Annotated in this window: 19 protein-coding genes; 8 read left to right on the top strand and 11 right to left on the bottom strand. The window is 30.8% G+C overall.

From position 1 onward, the window contains the following. Window positions 1-3 precede the first annotated feature (3 nt). The 3 genes from BWR22_RS12810 to BWR22_RS12800 all read right to left on the bottom strand — a co-directional run bounded on the left by BWR22_RS12810 (window position 4) and on the right by BWR22_RS12800 (window position 3,493). Complete coding sequence (locus BWR22_RS12810) at window positions 4-1,032, bottom strand: rod shape-determining protein (RefSeq protein ID WP_076734055.1); 1,029 nt, start codon at window positions 1,030-1,032, stop codon at window positions 4-6. A gap of 370 nt (window positions 1,033-1,402) precedes the next feature. Continuing rightward, window positions 1,403-2,935: a bifunctional phosphoribosylaminoimidazolecarboxamide formyltransferase/IMP cyclohydrolase gene (purH, locus tag BWR22_RS12805; protein WP_076734054.1), complete on the bottom strand. Its 1,533-nt coding sequence runs from the start codon at window positions 2,933-2,935 to the stop codon at window positions 1,403-1,405. A gap of 102 nt (window positions 2,936-3,037) precedes the next feature. Next, a complete protein-coding gene (locus BWR22_RS12800; RefSeq protein ID WP_076734053.1) occupies window positions 3,038-3,493 on the bottom strand; it encodes a GAF domain-containing protein in 456 nt (151 codons plus the stop codon). Between the two features lie 82 nt (window positions 3,494-3,575). On the opposite strand from BWR22_RS12800, the gene xrtF reads away from it, so the two are divergent. The 8 genes from xrtF to BWR22_RS12760 all read left to right on the top strand — a co-directional run bounded on the left by xrtF (window position 3,576) and on the right by BWR22_RS12760 (window position 11,264). Beyond that, complete coding sequence (gene xrtF, locus BWR22_RS12795) at window positions 3,576-4,127, top strand: exosortase family protein XrtF (RefSeq protein WP_076734052.1); 552 nt, start codon at window positions 3,576-3,578, stop codon at window positions 4,125-4,127. Next, window positions 4,120-4,548 carry an exosortase F system-associated membrane protein gene (locus BWR22_RS12790; RefSeq protein ID WP_076734051.1) on the top strand — a complete coding sequence of 143 codons (429 nt, stop codon included), beginning with the start codon at window positions 4,120-4,122 and terminating at the stop codon, window positions 4,546-4,548. Before xrtF ends, BWR22_RS12790 begins: the two co-directional genes overlap by 8 nt. Window positions 4,549-4,647: 99 nt before the next feature. Further along, window positions 4,648-5,013, top strand: coding sequence for an HYC_CC_PP family protein (locus BWR22_RS12785; protein WP_076734050.1), 366 nt, complete (start codon window positions 4,648-4,650; stop codon window positions 5,011-5,013). A gap of 67 nt (window positions 5,014-5,080) precedes the next feature. Further along, window positions 5,081-7,378, top strand: a complete 2,298-nt coding sequence (locus BWR22_RS12780) for a multicopper oxidase domain-containing protein (protein ID WP_076734049.1) — start codon at window positions 5,081-5,083, stop codon at window positions 7,376-7,378. A 45-nt stretch (window positions 7,379-7,423) separates the two neighbouring features. Next, entirely contained in the window at window positions 7,424-7,888 is a 465-nt protein-coding gene (locus BWR22_RS12775; RefSeq protein WP_241828208.1) for a DUF305 domain-containing protein, read from the top strand. Between the two features lie 11 nt (window positions 7,889-7,899). Next, window positions 7,900-8,631: a heavy-metal-associated domain-containing protein gene (locus BWR22_RS12770; RefSeq protein ID WP_076734047.1), complete on the top strand. Its 732-nt coding sequence runs from the start codon at window positions 7,900-7,902 to the stop codon at window positions 8,629-8,631. After that, complete coding sequence (locus tag BWR22_RS12765) at window positions 8,632-10,860, top strand: TonB-dependent receptor (protein ID WP_076734046.1); 2,229 nt, start codon at window positions 8,632-8,634, stop codon at window positions 10,858-10,860. Between the two features lie 47 nt (window positions 10,861-10,907). Further along, on the top strand, window positions 10,908-11,264 hold the full coding sequence (locus BWR22_RS12760) for a heavy-metal-associated domain-containing protein (protein WP_083678307.1): 357 nt from the start codon (window positions 10,908-10,910) through the stop codon (window positions 11,262-11,264). A gap of 81 nt (window positions 11,265-11,345) precedes the next feature. Here the strand turns inward: BWR22_RS12760 and BWR22_RS12755 are convergent, their stop codons facing one another. From BWR22_RS12755 to BWR22_RS12720, 8 genes are all read right to left on the bottom strand, one after another. Next, window positions 11,346-11,714, bottom strand: coding sequence for a DUF423 domain-containing protein (locus BWR22_RS12755; protein ID WP_076734045.1), 369 nt, complete (start codon window positions 11,712-11,714; stop codon window positions 11,346-11,348). Between the two features lie 15 nt (window positions 11,715-11,729). Then, on the bottom strand, window positions 11,730-12,497 hold the full coding sequence (locus tag BWR22_RS12750) for a class I SAM-dependent methyltransferase (RefSeq protein ID WP_076734044.1): 768 nt from the start codon (window positions 12,495-12,497) through the stop codon (window positions 11,730-11,732). Window positions 12,498-12,642: 145 nt separating this feature from the next. Continuing rightward, on the bottom strand, window positions 12,643-13,461 hold the full coding sequence (gene map / locus BWR22_RS12745) for a type I methionyl aminopeptidase (RefSeq protein WP_076734043.1): 819 nt from the start codon (window positions 13,459-13,461) through the stop codon (window positions 12,643-12,645). A gap of 18 nt (window positions 13,462-13,479) precedes the next feature. Further along, on the bottom strand, window positions 13,480-13,881 hold the full coding sequence (locus BWR22_RS12740; protein WP_076734042.1) for a BT0820 family HAD-type phosphatase: 402 nt from the start codon (window positions 13,879-13,881) through the stop codon (window positions 13,480-13,482). 144 nt (window positions 13,882-14,025) lie between these two features. Then, window positions 14,026-15,543 carry a 2,3-bisphosphoglycerate-independent phosphoglycerate mutase gene (gene gpmI, locus BWR22_RS12735; RefSeq protein ID WP_076734041.1) on the bottom strand — a complete coding sequence of 506 codons (1,518 nt, stop codon included), beginning with the start codon at window positions 15,541-15,543 and terminating at the stop codon, window positions 14,026-14,028. Between the two features lie 81 nt (window positions 15,544-15,624). Beyond that, on the bottom strand, window positions 15,625-16,392 hold the full coding sequence (locus BWR22_RS12730) for a M48 family metalloprotease (RefSeq protein ID WP_076734040.1): 768 nt from the start codon (window positions 16,390-16,392) through the stop codon (window positions 15,625-15,627). 28 nt (window positions 16,393-16,420) lie between these two features. After that, window positions 16,421-17,149, bottom strand: coding sequence for a M15 family metallopeptidase (locus tag BWR22_RS12725; protein WP_076734039.1), 729 nt, complete (start codon window positions 17,147-17,149; stop codon window positions 16,421-16,423). Beyond that, window positions 17,146-17,604 (bottom strand): GNAT family N-acetyltransferase, encoded by a 459-nt coding sequence (locus BWR22_RS12720; protein WP_076734038.1) that lies wholly within the window; start codon window positions 17,602-17,604, stop codon window positions 17,146-17,148. Before BWR22_RS12720 ends, BWR22_RS12725 begins: the two co-directional genes overlap by 4 nt. Window positions 17,605-17,624 lie beyond the last annotated feature (20 nt).

Raw genomic sequence — 17,624 nt, 5'->3', positions numbered from 1 at the left:
TTTTTATTTAATCAATACACTTTTGTATTTAGCTAAGTTTTTAAGCGTAATTCCTGTACCACGTACAACAGCACGTAATGGGTCTTCGGCAATATAAACAGGTAAATCTGTTTTTTGAGATAGACGTTTGTCTAATCCACGTAACATAGAGCCTCCACCAGCTAAATATATTCCGGTATTGTAAATATCTGCTGCTAATTCTGGAGGTGTTTGCGATAATGTTTCCATAACCGCATCCTCAATTCTAAGGATAGATTTATCTAAAGCTTTTGCAATTTCTCTATAAGAAATTTGAACTTGTTTAGGTTTACCTGTAAGTAAATCACGTCCTTGAACGCTCATGTCTTCTGGTGGTAAATCTAAATCTTCGGTAGCAGCACCAATTTGTATTTTTATTTTTTCGGCAGTACGTTCACCAACATATAAGTTATGTTGTGTGCGCATGTAGTATATAATATCATTTGTAAAAACATCACCGGCAATTTTAACAGACTTGTCGCAAACAATTCCACCAAGAGCAATTACAGCAATCTCGGTTGTACCACCACCTATATCTACAATCATGTTTCCTTTAGGTTGCATAATATCTACACCAATACCAATTGCTGCAGCCATAGGCTCATGTATTAAATATACTTCTTTTCCATTAACACGTTCTGCACTTTCTTTTACCGCTCGCATTTCTACTTCTGTAATTCCAGATGGAATACAAATTACCATACGTAACGATGGAGTAAATAATTTCTTTTTAAGCGCAGGAATATTTTTAATAAACATGCTAATCATTTGCTCAGACGCATCAAAATCTGCAATTACACCATCTTTAAGTGGTCTAATAGTTTTAATGTTTTCATGGGTTTTACCTTGCATCATGTTGGCTTCTTGACCAACTGCTATTATTTTTCCCGAAATTCGATCTCTTGCTACAATGGAAGGTGCATCTACAACAACCTTATCATTATGTATAATTAATGTGTTTGCAGTTCCTAAATCTATTGCGATTTCTTCTGTTAGGAAGTCAAAAAATCCCATGCGTTAAGTGTAATTATTGAAGTTATTATTGAGTTGCCGTAAAAGTAATAAAACTAAAGAAAAAAACAGCGATTATTATGTATAGTTCTAATATAAATTTTTAATACTGAAAGATTTAGATTTATCATTAAATATTAAATACGGTTTTATAATGTTTTTAGATGTTTTTATAGCAATTGTTTTCGCTTTCGCGGAATTGTTTTGAATTAGAATTTAAACAGTTAGGATTAGTAATTATGTGTGTAAATAATTTTATCTTCTAGACGCTATTATTTTAATGAAGCATCCTGAAATAAAAAAAACCTGATATGTATAGTAACACATCAGGTTTTTTAATAATCTTTAAAATGTTCCTTTTTTAAGGAATTTGTTAATGTTTAAAATGTCTAGTGCCTGTAAAAACCATAGCAACATCATTATCGTTACAATAATCGATACTTAATTGGTCTTTTATAGAACCACCTGGTTGAATTACGGCAGATATTCCTGCTTTATCTGCAATTTCTACACAGTCTGGAAATGGAAAAAAAGCATCACTAGCCATTACGCTTCCTTTTAAATCAAAATTAAAAGATTGTGCTTTGTGTATTGCTTGGTTTAAAGCATCTACACGGCTAGTTTGTCCTGTTCCACTAGCACATAATTGTTTGTCTTTTACTAAAACTATAGTGTTAGATTTTGTGTGCTTACAAATTTTTGAAGCAAATATTAAATCATCCAACTCAGCAGTTGTAGGTGCTTTTGTAGTTGCATTTTTTACGTCTTCTTTTTTGTCTGTTGCATTATTTCTGTCTTGAACTAACACACCATTTAAACATGTTCTAACAGTGGTTTGCGCAAGTTCGGCATCTTTTAAAACTAAAAGAATACGGTTTTTCTTTCCTTTTAATATTGTTTCAGCTTCAGTAGAAAAAGAAGGAGCAATTACAACTTCACAAAATAGTTTATGTATTTCTTCGGCAGTAGCTGTATCAATTTCGGTATTAGAAATTAATACACCACCAAAAGCAGAAACTGGATCTCCAGCTAAAGCATCTGTGTAAGCTTGATGTAAGGTTTCGCGTTGTGCCAAACCACATGCATTATTATGTTTTAAAATGGCAAATGTTGGTGCGTCGTTTTTAAACTCGTCCATTAAATTTACAGCTGCATCAACATCTAAAAGGTTGTTGTAGCTTAATTCTTTACCATGAAGTTGTGTAAATATATCGTCAAAATTTCCGAAGAAAAAACCACGTTGGTGTGGGTTTTCACCGTAGCGTAAAACTTTTCCGTTAGTTTCAGAAACTTTTAAAGCAGCTATTTTATGGTCTGCATTAAAGTAATTAAAGATAGCAGAATCGTAATGAGAAGATACATTAAAGGCTTTTGCAGCAAATGCTTTTCTATCATCTTCAGATAAATTACCTTTTTTGTCTGTAATTAGTTCTAAAAACTCAGCGTAATCATTAACTGAAGATACGCAAATAACATCGGCGTAATTTTTTGCAGCAGCACGAATTAAAGAGATGCCTCCAATATCGATTTTTTCAATTATATCTTGATTTGCAGCTCCAGAAGCTACTGTTTTTTCAAAAGGATATAAATCTACAATAACAACATCTATTTGTGGGATGTCAAAGTCTTGCATTTCTTTAACATCTCCATCGTGATTTTGTCTGTTTAAAATTCCACCAAATACTTTTGGGTGTAATGTTTTTACACGACCACCAAGAATTGATGGATACGATGTAACATCTTCTACAGGTACTACTTTTATACCTAAATCGTTAATAAATTTTTCTGTACCACCGGTAGAATAAATGGTAACACCTTGTTTGTCTAGTTCTCTAACAATAGGTTCTAAACCCTCTTTGCTAAATACCGAGATTAATGCAGATTTAATTGTTTTGTTATTGCTCATTAGTAGTTGTGTTAATAAGCATACAAATTTACGAAAAAAGGCATTTAATTTTAGCTAAAAATATGCAGTCTTTTTTAACTAAAAACAAGTAGTTGTTAACAACTAAATTATTTTAGCAACTTTAGCGCAAACAAACTCTAAAAATCTTTCGTCTTCTTCTGTAAAAGGATCTGGTGTATTAGAGTCTATATCTATTTGTCCAACATTTTCACCATTAACAAAAATAGGAATTACAATTTCGGCTTTAACGGTAATGCTACATGCAATATAATTATCTTGTGCAGCAACATCTGGTACAACAAAATTTTCGTTACTAACAGCAACTTGACCGCAAATACCTTTACCAAATGGAATAATTGTATGGTCTGTTGGTTCGCCAACGTATGGCCCAAGTTTTAATTCGTTTTTATCTCCGTTTTTAAAATAAAAACCTACCCAATTGTAATATTCTATATTGGCTTCAAGTAACTCGCAGATATTTAATAGTAGTTCGTCTTTAGATTTATTATTGTCTAAAAGAATAGTTTCTATTTCTGTTTTTAATTTTTCAAAAATCATAGTAAGATAAAAATTTTGGCAAAAGTATTTAAAAAGACGTAATTTCAGCGTTTTAAAAACTATAAAATTTTCTAAAATTTAATTGAAATCACTTTTTATAAAATATAAGTCTGTAATAAAATTTATCCTTACATTTTTGTTAGTTTATATAGGCATGTCTTTACTATATAAATTGTATTTAAATGCTTCGGTTGGGTCTCAATATTTTCCAGATTATATAACAAATTTGGTTGCATACCAGTGTCAAGCATTGTTAAATTTTATAAATTATAATACAGAACTTGTTAAACATTTAACGGAGCCTTCAATAAAATTAATAATTCGCGGACATTATTTAGCTCGAGTTGTAGAAGGTTGTAATGCTGTAAGTGTTATTATATTATTTATGGCTTTTGTTATTGCGTTTTCCGGAAAGTTAAAAACAACAATTATATTTTTACTTTCTGGAAGTGTTATTATTTATGTAGTTAATTTAATAAGAATTGTTTTAATATCTGTTGCGTTGTACCATTTTCCAAAGCAAAGTGAGGTTTTGCACTCAGTTGTTTTTCCCGGTATTATTTATGGTATGGTTTTTTTGTTATGGATGTTTTGGGTAAATAGATTTTCTAATATTGGCAAAAACAATGAATAAGTATAAAAAATATATTTGGTTGTTTTTTCTTTTTGGGTTTTTAATTTTAATTAGAGCTTTCGAAAATTTTTTGTTTTACGATCCTTACTTAAAGTTTTTTCATAACGATTATTTATATATAGATTCTCCAAGACGTGAGGTTTTAAAATTAACTTTATCTACAACAATGCGTTATGTAATTAATACCTTAATTTCTTTAGCTGTTTTATATGTTTTTTTTAAAGATTGGAGCATTATTAAATTTTCTGTTATAATCTATAGTATTAGCTATTTAATTTTAATTCTTCTATTTCTTTACTTTGTTATGAATCCGCGACAAGAAGATTATTATATATTTTTTAATATCAGACGTTTTTTAATTCAGCCATTACTATTGTTATTACTCTTACCAGCTTTTTATTATCAAAGAAAAGGACTGTAAAATATTGTTAAAACTAAATTTAAGTCACTATCTTAATAAGCAATTTTGTAAATTTGCATCGTGAAAACTAACTTTTTGCATAAAATATTATCTTTTACAATGGCATTTGTAGTGTTGTTTTCAACACTATCTTTTACTGTTGAATCGCATTATTGTGGAAGTAGTTTAGTAGATACGGCTATTTTTACAAAGGCAAAAGTTTGCGGAGAAGATATTACAAGTGATGCTCCGGCAATGAAAGGTTGTTGTAAAAATGAAATAGAAGTTGTTAAAGGTCAGGACAATTTAAAACTTAACGTTTTTGATGATTTAGATTTAAGCCAACAATTATTTATTACTTCATTTGTTTACGCTTATACAGCACTTTTTGAGAGCTTGCCTAAACAAATAATACCTCATAAAAATTACTCACCACCCAATCTCGTCTTCGATATACAACTGCTTGACGATGTGTTTTTAATTTGATTTTAATAATTCAAACCATTTCGCTTACGCGGAGTTTTTAACCGAATTATTAATTTAAATTATAAAAATGAAATTCAATACATGGCTTTTAGCCACATTATTTTTTCTTTCAATAGGAAAAATGTTAGCACAAGAAAAACATCATTCTCAAAGTAATTCTAATGCTAAAGAATACACATTAACAATTGCCAAAAAAGACATAAATATAACAGGTAAACCTGTAATGGGTATGACTGTAAATGGCACCATTCCTGGTCCAGTTTTAGAATTTACCGAAGGTGATGAAGCAATAATCCATGTAAAAAATACTATGGATGTAGAAACTTCTGTGCATTGGCATGGTATTCTGCTTCCAAATTTTTACGATGGTGTGCCATACTTAACAACACCGCCAATAAAACCAGGTACAACATTTACCTATAAATTTAAGCTTAAACAAGCAGGAACCTATTGGTATCATTCTCACACTATGCTACAAGAGCAAAGCGGTGTATATGGCTCTTTTGTTATTCATCCTAAAGAAGAAACATTACAATATGATAAAGAATTGGTTTTAATGCTTTCAGACTGGACCAACGAAAAACCAAAAGATGTACTAAGAACTTTAAAAAGAGGAACCGAATGGTATGGCATTAAGAAAGGAACTGCTACACCACTAAATCAAGTGATTTCAAGAGGTGCTTTTGGCGCTCAGTTAGATTTTTGGCGACAAAGAATGGAAGGCGCAGACATTGCAGATGTATATTATCCAGCCTTTTTAATTAATGGAAAACAGTCTATTAACTATTCAGATTTTAAAAGTGGAGAAAAAGTAAGGTTGCGTATAATTAACGGCGCAGCATCAACAGCATTCTGGATGACTTTTAGTGGCGATTCATCAACTTTAGTGGCAGCAGATGGTTTAGATGTTGTGCCTGTTAATAGAAACAAAACATTTATAGGTAATGCCGAAACATACGATTTTATTGTAACGATTCCAGAAGATAAAAAGTTAGAATTCAAAATTTCTGCTCAAGATGGTTCTGGTACAGCTTCAGCATATTTAGGTGAAGGTGAAATTTTAAAGGCTATGGAGGTTCCAAAACCTGATAAAATTGAAATGATGAAACAAATGGCCAAAATGGATATGAAAATGGGAGCACACGCTTTAAAATTTCAGCCAAATAAGGATGAACGTTTTAAAATAAAAGCTGAATATGGCATGCAGATGGATCATGGAAAAATGAATCATGATGATATGAAACACGATTCTATGCAAAAGGAGAAGATGAATCATGATAAAATGAAAATGGAGAATGATATGAACCATGCAGAACATAAAGAAATGGATATGAACGACATGGATGGTATGAAAATGAATGCCGAATACAATTACGATTATTTAAAATCTCCAGAGAAAACAGTATACGATGCTGACGCACCTGTAAACGAAATTCTCTTAAACTTAACAGGTAATATGAATCGTTATATATGGAGTTTTAATGGTGTAGTTTTATCCGAAACCGATAAAATAAAGATTAAAAGTAATGAGGTAACACGTATTACTTTTAATAATTTAACCATGATGCACCATCCTTTGCATTTACACGGTCACTTTTTTAGGGTATTAAACAAAAACGGAGATTATTCTCCTTTAAAACATACCGTAAATGTTCCACCAATGAAAGAAGTTACCATCGAGTTTTATGGCGATGAGTATGGCGACTGGTTTTTTCACTGTCATATTTTATACCATATGATGAGTGGCATGACACGAATTATTAGTTACGATACTCCAAGAGACGAAAGAATGAAAGCCTATCCAATCAATAATTTAATAAAAGAAAGCAATCTTTATTATTCTTGGGGAATGGTTGATGTAGCCTCTCATATGACAGAGTTAAACTTAGTAACTTCAAACTATAGAAGCCAATTTAACGTAATGGCAGAATACGGATGGAATAAAAATTTTGAAGCCGAAGCAACTTACGAGTATTATTTACACGATTACCTAAGAGTATTTGGTGGTGTAAATATTGAAAATGAATTGGAAGATAGTTTAGAAGAAGTAAATACAACTGCAATTGTTGGTTTACGATATTTAACACCTTATTTATTTAGTCTTGATGTTCGTTTAGATAATGAATTAAGACCTCAGTTAGGTTTAAGTCGTGAAATTATGGTGTTTCCAAGAACAGTTGTATTTGGAGAAATTGAATACCAAGCCGATTTAGGATTAGTAAATACACTACCACAAAATTCAAATTTTGAAAAAGAATTAGTTTGGAGTGCTGGTGCTGAATATTTACTCTCAAAAAACGCGTCGCTAATGGCGAGTTACGACAATCGATTTGGAGCAGGAGGCGGATTATCTTTAAGATTTTAAAAAAATAACAATCAGAAAAACCATTTTATTATGAAAAATCATGAAATGAAAAAAAACAATTACACGAAGTTTGTTTTAATGTTAGCAGCTTCATTTGTAGCTATGTATATAACTATGTATTTAAATACTTATACAATAGATCATGTGTACTTTAGTTTAACACGTTTTTACATGAGTTGTTTAGGTATTGCAACAATGGCTATAATTATGTTTGTAGCCATGCGAAATATGTATCAAAACAAGAAAAAAAACATTGCAATTGTTTTAGGAAGCATTATACTTTTTTTTGGAGCACTAACCTTAGTAAGAATACAAAAACCAATTGTTGGTGATATTTTATGGTTAAAAGCCATGATTCCTCATCATTCAATTGCAATATTAACAAGTAGCAGAGCAGACATCAAAGATCCGGAAGTTAAAAAATTAGCCGAAGATATTATTAAAGCTCAAGAAAGAGAAATTAAAGAAATGAAAGCAATGATTGAGCGCCTTCAAAGCACTAATAATTAATATTAAAAAAAATGAAACACACATATAAAGTTACAGGTATGACCTGTGGCAATTGTAAAGCTTCAGTTGAAAAAGCATTAAATAATATTGAACATGTTACTAGTGCTTCAGTCGACTTAGAAAAAGCTGAAGTTGAGGTTAAAATGTCTCAGCATATTTCAATAGAAAAATTACAAGAAGAATTACCAGAAAAATTTTCAATTTTAGAAATTGAAAAACAACAAAGAAATGTTTTCTCAACAGTAGCAAATAAAGAAGAAAAAACAGATTTACAAAAGCTAAAACCACTATTTATAATATTTGCTTACATAATTATAGCTTCAATTCTATTACATTACAAAAACTGGAATTGGAGTGATTTTATGCTCGATTTCATGGGCTTATTTTACATAGTATTTAGTTTCTTTAAAATTTTAGATTTAAAAGGATTTCCAGAGTCTTTTAAAATGTACGATCCTTTGGCTAAAGTATTTCCTGCTTACGCAAAAATATATCCTTTTATTGAGATTGTTTTAGGACTTATGTTTTTAATGCGTTTTCAAATTTTTACAGCACTTATTGTAACCATTATTGTATTGGGTATTACTACAATTGGAGTAATAAAAACACTTTTAAATAAACAAGAAATACAATGTGCATGCTTAGGTACAGTGCTTAAATTACCTATGACTAAAGCTACTTTTATTGAAAATACAATCATGATTATTATGGCAATAATTATGCTTTATAAAACCTACAATTAAATGAAAAAATTAATATATATATTATTGCTATTGCCGTTGTTTGCAATATCTCAAGAAAAAATAACTGGAACAATTTTAGAAGATAATGCTTCTAAAAATCCATTGCCAGGAGCTAACGTTTTTTGGCTAGGAACTAAAGTTGGAAATGTTACCGATTTTGATGGAAATTTCTCCATTCCGTATAAAGAAGAATACAAAAAATTAGTAATAAGTTTTGTTGGTTATAAAACCGATACGCTAACAGTTTTAAATGCAAAACCAATTAAACATAGATTAAAACCAACTAGCGAACTTGAAGAGGTTGAAATTACAGCTAAGCAAAAAACAATGGGAACATCGTATTTATCATCTCAAAATATTATTACTGTAAGTAGTGATGAGTTGTTAAAGGCCGCTTGTTGTAACTTGTCGGAAAGTTTTGAAACTAATCCATCAATCGATGTTAATTTTGCAGATGCAGTAACAGGAACAAGGCAAATTAAAATGTTAGGCTTAACAAGTCCATATATTTTAATCGCTACCGAAAACATACCATCTATTCGTGGAGCATCTCAAGCTTTTGGACTTAGTTTTATTCCTGGAACTTGGGTAGAAAGTATTCAAATTACAAAAGGAGCTGGAAGTGTTGTAAATGGTTACGAAAGTATCGCAGGACAAATAAATACCGAGCTAGTAAAACCTAAAACAGATAATAAATTGTTTGTAAACCTTTATGGAGCAAGCAGTACACGTTTAGAATTAAATACACATTTTAATACTAAAGTAAGTGATAAGTGGGATACTGGTTTTTATATACATGGTAATACACACCAGAAAAAGCATGATGTAAATAATGATGGTTTTATAGATATGCCATTATACAATCAAGTCAATTTTATGAATCGCTGGCAATATATTAATCCAGAAAAAGGATTGGTTAGTTTTATTAATTTAAAGTATTTAAATGATGAAAAACAATCAGGACAAATAAATTTCGATCCAGATAGAGATAAATTAACTACAAATTATTGGGGAAGTGAGATTGAAACAGAACGTTTTGAAGTTTCAGCAAAATTAGGATATGTAAATCCTGAATTACCATGGCAAAGTTTAAGTATTCAAACTGCATTTAGTGGTCATCAACAGGATTCATATTTTGGATTAAATCAATACGATATAGAGCATAATAGTTTGTACACCAATATTATGTATAATACTATAATAGGAGACTCGAGACATAAAATTAAAACAGGAATAAGTTATACTTACGATCATTACGATGAGTTTGTAAATACTCTAAATTACGAAAGAACCGAAAACTCGATAGGTGCATTTATGGAGTATAATTATTTTAATTTAGATAAGCTTAACATTACTGCAGGTTTAAGAGTAGATAGACATAATTTATTAGGGACGTTTGTAACACCACGTTTGCATATGCGCTATACAACTTGGGAAAAAGGTGTATTTAGAGCATCTGCAGGTAGAGGTAAACGAAGCGCTAATATTTTTGCCGAAAATCAAAAATTATTTTCGACCTCTCGAACAATTAATATTTTAAATAATACTGGTGAAATTTATGGATTAGATCCAGAAATCGCATGGAATTACGGAGTGTCTTTTTTACAAGGATTTAGACTGTTTAATAGAAAAGCTGAAATTACAGCAGATTTTTATAGAACAGATTTTAAAAATCAAGTAGTTGTAGATTATGAAAATGCACAAGAAGTAAATTTTTATAATTTAGAAGGAGATAGCTATGCTAACAGTTTTCAAGTAGAATTAAATTACGAACCGTTAGATCGTTTAAATACCCGTATAGCTTACAAAAACTACGATGTAAAAACACAATATGCATCTGGTAAATTAGAAAAACCATTAACTCCAAAGCATAGGTTTTTTGCAAACGCTTCATACGAAACACAAGTAAAAAATAACTCGAATTGGAAATTTGATGCCACATATAACTGGTTAGGAGAACAACGTTTTTCTTCTACAGCAAATAATCCTGCGCAGTATATGTTACCAGACTATTCTCCAACTCTAGCTACGCTTAATGCACAAGTAACTAAAGTGTTTTCTCCAAAATTTGAAGTATATTTAGGAGGAGAAAATATAACCAATGTAAGGCAAGATAACCCAATAGTATCTGCAGATAATCCTTTTGGCTCAAGTTTTGATACTACGTTTGTATATGGTCCAATATTTGGTGCAAATTATTATGCGGGATTACGATATAAAATAAAATAACTCAACAGCTATAAAATTAAAAATCTAATAAATAAATTTATATAATTATGAAAACAATAAAAAGTACAATTCTAGTTTTAGCAGTTTTAATAACGTCTATAACTTTTGCTCAAGACAAAAATAAACGCGCTTCTATAGAGGTAGATGGCGTTTGTTTAATGTGTAAAAAACGTATTGAAAAAGCAAGTTTAAATACAAAAGGTGTAAAATCTGCAAAATGGGATGTGCAAACACACGAACTTAAATTAATTTTCGATGAGCGTAAAACAAATATTGAAGCTATTTCTAAAAGTATAGCCGAAGTAGGGCACGATACAAAAGAATTAAAAGCTACAGACGAGGCTTATAATTCTGTACATCCATGTTGTAAATATCGTGATGAAGAAGTTTTAGATAATCATTAAAAAAACTATAAAATAGTTATAAAGAAAAAGCCTAAACTTATGTTTAGGCTTTTTTATTTTAAAACATATTATAATAAGTAATTAGAAGGCGTTAAATAATAATAAAAACCATCCAGTAACTAATAATAAGCCTCCTAAAGGAGTAATTGGTCCTAAAAATTTAAGTTTTTTACCTTTAGCATCACTTAAAACTAAACCATAAATACTAAACGAAAATAGTATTATGCCAAATACAAAACACCAGTAAATTGCACTGCTTTTTGGACCTTGACCAAAGCCTAGTACCAATAAAACAATAGCATGATACATTTGGTATTTAACTCCAACCTCGAAACTTTGTAATTGTTCTTTAGATAGTGTTTTTTTTAAGGTGTGTGCTCCAAAAGCACCAAAAATTACTGCTAACATACCAAATAAAGCAGCTGTTGCAATTAGTGTTTGTGATGTCATAATTAAATTATATTGTTAATTTTTGTAAACTACAGGTATAATTTCGCCTTCAGCTAAACAATATTTTTCTATTTCTTCGGAAGATAACTTAGCTGTATAATCTACTTCTTCTACTTTAAAACCAATAGATCTTAATTTGTTAAAGTAATCGCGTCCATATACGCGAACATGGTCGTATTGGCCAAAAACTTGAGCTCGTTCTTTTTTGTCTGTAATAGTATTATCTTCAAAAGTTTTATCTCTATTTAAATCTTGTGGGATTTGAAAAATTCCATATCCACCAGGTTTCATAACACGATATAATTCTTCCATAGCTTTAGTATCATCTGGTATATGTTCTAGTACGTGATTGCATAGAATAATATCAAAACTATTATTATTAAAAGGAAGATTGCAAATATCTGCTTTTACATCTGCAATAGGCGAGAGCAAGTCGGTAGTTGTATACTCTATATTTTTAAGTTTTCTAAATCGTTTTAAAAAACATTGTTCTGGTGCAAAATGAAGCACTTTTTTTTTAGCTGAAAAAAAAGTGGTTTCATTTTTTAAATACAACCATAATAATCTATGGCGTTCTAAAGATAGCGTTGATGGTGATAATACATTATCTCGTTGTTTGCCATATCCATATGGTAAAAAACTTCTAAAGCCTCTTTCGTCTATAGGATCCATATACTTTGAGCCGTAAAGAGATACGGCTAGCATAGGCCTAATAAGATAGCTTAGCCTAATAAGAATAGGTCTTGGTATTATATTTAGTATTAATTTGAAGAGTTTTTTCAATTTAAACTATACATTTAAAATTTATTTTTAGTAAAAATTTTATAAAAAATACTAAAATAGAGCTTAGTGATATTTGTATTGCTATTAAATATTTAAAGTAAAATCTAAAATTAAAAAATAACAGCAGTTTTAACCTAAAAAGAAATTAAAGCACTAAAGCCTTTTGTCTAAAAGCATCTTCCTCGTCACTTACAATACCTAAAGCTTCATAAATGTAAGCAAAAGTAGATAGTATCTCCGGTTTTCCGTCTAAAATGGCAACATCATGCTCAAAATGTGCACTTGGTTTACCATCTTGAGTGGTAATAGTCCAACCATCTCTATGTTGTTTTATACGTCTAGTACCCATATTAATCATGGGTTCTATGGCAACAACCATACCTTCAATAAATTTTTTACCACGACCACGTTTTCCATAATTAGGCATTTCTGGATCTTCATGCATTACACGCCCTAAGCCATGTCCAACTAATTCTCTTACAACACCATATCCATGATCTTCGCAGTATTTTTGAATAGCAAAACCAACATCTCCAACACGATTGCCCACTTTTAATTCTTTAATACCAACGTATAAAGATTCTTTTGTTACTTGTAGTAACTTTTTTGTTTCAGAATCTATTTCTCCAACAGCAAACGTATACGCGTGGTCACCATAAAATTCATTTTTTATAGCACCACAATCTATAGAAATAATATCTCCTTCAACCAAAGGTGTGTTGTTAGGTATACCATGTACAACTTGAGAGTTTGGACTCATACAAAGCGTGTTAGGAAAATCATACAATCCTAAAAACCCAGGCACTGCTCCTTGATCTCTTATGCACTCTTCTGCAATTTTATCTAGTTCTAATGTTGTTACGCCAGGTTTAACAGCTTTTGCAACTTCACCTAATGTTTTAGAAACAACTAATGCAGCTTCTCGCATTAACTCTATTTCTTCTCTTGTTTTTACTACTATCATAACCTGTTAATCTCTTTTTTAGAATCTAAAAAAACCTTTTTTCTTTTTTTGTTTGGGTTTAGGTGCCTCGTTAGTGAGCATTTGGTATATTTCTCCCCAACCAAGTACGCCTCCTATATTTCTATCGTCTATAAATAAATCTGCATGAATTTTTCTACTGGCATTTTCTAGTATATCTTCTTCAGGAAAACTACGGTTTATAGCATAAAATTCTATTCCGTTAGCTTTACAGAAATTTACTGCTTCATCTAGTTTCTTACCATGACGATACGTCCATAAAATTAAACGATGACCATCTGCTTGTAAACGTTTTAAGGTGTCGAAAGCAAAAAGGCGCTCATCTCCAATTCTAGGATAAGCATCTTCTACAATAGTGCCATCGAAATCTACCGCAATAATAAGTCCTTTAGAAATATTCATTTTAATTATAAATAGAATACAAAAATACAATTTTTATAATCAAAATAGAGCGATGTTTACTTACTACGATTATTTGTAAGTGGTGATTTTTAAAACTATTTCTATGTTTTTATAACTTATCTATAGATATAGAGCAGTAAACTATTAAATTAATGAGTTTTGTGTCATTACTTTAGGTTGTTCTACTCCCATTAATTTTAAAATTGTAGGTGCAACATCTCCTAAAACTCCATTTTTAATAGCTTTTAGTTCTTTATCTATTAAAATAATTGGTACAGGATTGGTGGTGTGTGCAGTATGTGGAGAGCCATCTGGATTTACCATAGTTTCGCAATTACCATGATCTGCGATTAATAATATTGTATAATCGTGTTCCACAGCAGTAGTAATAACTTTACTTACGCATTTATCAACTGCTTCACATGCTTTAATTGCTGCTTGCATAGAGCCTGTATGTCCAACCATATCGCCATTTGCAAAATTTAAACATACAAAATCAACCTCACCTTTTTGTAGTTCTGGAACTAGAGCATCAGTTAATTCAAAGGCACTCATTTCTGGTTGTAAATCGTAAGTTGCAACTTTTGGCGAATTTTTTAAAATTCGAGATTCTCCTTTAAAAGGCTCTTCTCTTCCTCCTGAAAAGAAAAAAGTAACATGTGGATACTTTTCTGTTTCTGCAATTCTAATTTGTGTTTTGTTGTTTTTTTCTAATACTTCTCCTAAAGTTTCTGTAATGTTATCTTTATTAAAAACAACATGTAGGTTCTTAAAATTTTCATCGTAATTAGTTAGGGTAACATAATATAAATTCAATTTTTTCATATTGAATTCTGGAAAATTTTCTTGAGTTAGCGCATTAGTTAATTGTCTACCTCTATCTGTTCTAAAATTAAAGAAGATTACAACATCATCTTCTTTAATGGTTGCTAAAGGAGAACCTTTGGCGTTAGATTTAATTATTGGTTTTATAAACTCGTCTGTAATATCTGCATCGTAATTTTCTTGAATGCTTTCTTGAAGATTATGAGATAGTGTACCTTCTCCGTTAACTAACGCGTTATACGCTAATTGTACACGTTCCCAACGTTTATCTCGATCCATAGCATAATAACGACCAGTTATTGAGGCTATTTCTGAATTTTTATCTTTATTAAATTCTTCTAAATCTGCAATAAAGTCTTTTCCAGAATGTGGGTCTACATCACGTCCGTCTGTAAATGCATGAATATAAGATTTTTGTACTCCATAAGCTTCAGAAGCTTCAATAAGACCTTTTAGATGGTTAATGTGAGAATGTACACCACCGTTACTTACTAATCCTAAAAAGTGAATAGGTTTATTGTTTTTTTTAGCATATTGAAAGGCGTTTTCTAAAACAGGTTCTTGTGCTAAAGATTTATTCTCTATGGCTAAATTTATTTTTGCCAAATCTTGATAAACAATTCGTCCTGCTCCTAAATTCATATGGCCAACTTCACTATTTCCCATTTGTCCTTCTGGTAGTCCAACATGTAAACCGTCGGTTCTTAATTGAGCATTAGGGTATTTAGTGTATAAACTATCTATAAATTGTGTGTTAGCATTATCTATGGCAGACACTTTAGGATCAGGACTTTTTCCCCAACCATCAAGAATCATTAGGATGACTTTTTTGTTCATTTTCTTAGAATTTGAATAACAAATATAAAAAGAAAAGTCCCGCAAATGCAGGACTTTATATTATAATTAAACGAAAACGATTTAGTTTCTTCTGTATTTTTCTATTGCTTCTCTTATTTTTTCAATTCTATTATCTGGATCTGGATGCGTGCTAGAGAATTCTGGTTGTCTATTTGGACCTGCGGCATCTTTTAAAATTTGCATAACACCTATCATTTCTTCAGGGTCGTAACCAGAACGCATCATGAAACGAACTCCAAGTTCGTCGCTCTCAAGTTCATCACCTCGTCCATTTTTAAGCAATGTGCCATTTCCAATTTGGCTAACTACACCACCCATATCTGCGCCAACAGAACCTGCTGTACTTAAGCCTTGCCACATTTTACTATTTGCAATACGTTCTGCAGAGTGTTTTCCTAAAACATGACCTATTTCATGACCAAGAACACCAGCAAGCTGATCTTCGTTTTTTAATTTTGAAAATAAGGCATACGTAATACATATTTGACCACCAGGTAATGCAAAAGCATTAATAGTACTTGGGTCTGCTAATAGGTGAAAATCGTATTTGTAAGGAGTGTCTTTTGCAATGCTATTGTTAACTAATTTGTTCCCTACTTTATCTACCAAAGCTTGATATTGCTCATTTGGATATAGTCCACCATGCTGTTGTGCCATTTGATTTATACTGGCTAATCCCATTTGTATTTCTTCTTCTGCAGTCATGTCAATCGCTTGTACTTTCCCGGTGTAAGGATTGGTTTCTCTGCTCATGTAATGTTTAATTAAAAAAAATGCTGCTATGGCTACACCTATTAATAATCGTCCTTTAAGTCCACCTTTTCTCATTTTAGTATTTCTTGGTTATTTTATAAAGTTACAAAAGTTCGGGATTAATATCTAAAATATTTTCTTTAGTATATTGGTTTATAAACTCTTCTGAAAAGTTGCTGCTCCCGGTAAGTTTATCTTTTTTTAGTAATTCTGAAATATTTATTTCTTGATATTTTTTTAAATATTGAAGAGATAGAGGTTTGTAGGTGTAATGCCAAGGCTCATATTTAAAGCCTTTTCTATTTGATGAATTTGTATAAACTAAATAAAAGCCAAATTGTTCTGAATTAGCATCCATCCATTTTTTTAGTTTGTAAAACACTCCATTTTCATGATAGTTTTTTGTTTGTAAAATGCCATTTGGTTGTTTAACATTAGTTTGATAAATATCAATATCTGTTCCCCAATGATGGCGCGAGGTGCCAGGAATTGTAGAATATTCTATAATTTTCTTAATGTTTTCTTTTCCGGAAAGTCCTTTAGATTTATTTCTATTAAATTTTCTTTCCCATATACGTTTTTGATGCGCAAAACTTCTATAGCTAGAAGCAATACCAATTGTTATGTTGCTTTTTAATGCTGCAGCTTGCATTTTTTTAAAAGCGATGTAAGCTTCTTCTCTTAATTTGTAATCTTTTCCAAAGAGTTTTGGGTTTCCTTTGCCTATTAATTCTTCAGTTGAAATTGTATTTTGAGCAAAAGCAAACTGAGAAAAAGAGCTAATAGTAAGAAGTAATAATACTAAAAGATTTATACTTTCTTTTTTAATCATAATTTTTTGTGCATTACAAAGTGATCACCTACGTTAGGTATATTAAAAACAGGTCCAATAGTTTCAAAACCATTTTTTTTATAAAAGTTTAAAGCAATAATTCTTGCATTAAACCAAAGACGCTCTACTTTTTTTTCTTTTAAAAAATGAACACCAAAATTTAATAGCTGTTTTCCAAGTTGTAAGCCTTGGTAACCTTCTAGAACACCCATTGCTCTAAGTCTATATTGGTTAGGTTCTTTAAAATAAACAGATTTATCTATTACAAAAGTGCTAACCGCAACAAGTTTGTTATTGTAAAATAACCCAAAATGATAGGTTGTTTTCAGGTTGTCTTCCGGAATAGGACACGCTTCGATAGGTTTTCCTTTTCTTAGCACAGCATGACGAATAGGTAGAGTTTGTTCTCCGGTAATAGCTTCAATTTTTATGTTTGAAAAATTGTTTGTTTTCATAGAAAGTAATGTCTTTCAAA

This window comes from Lacinutrix venerupis (genome assembly GCF_001971745.1).
Lineage (GTDB): Bacteria > Bacteroidota > Bacteroidia > Flavobacteriales > Flavobacteriaceae > Lacinutrix > Lacinutrix venerupis.
Note: the sequence above shows the minus strand (reverse complement) of the source record. Positions and strands in the feature narration are given on the sequence as shown.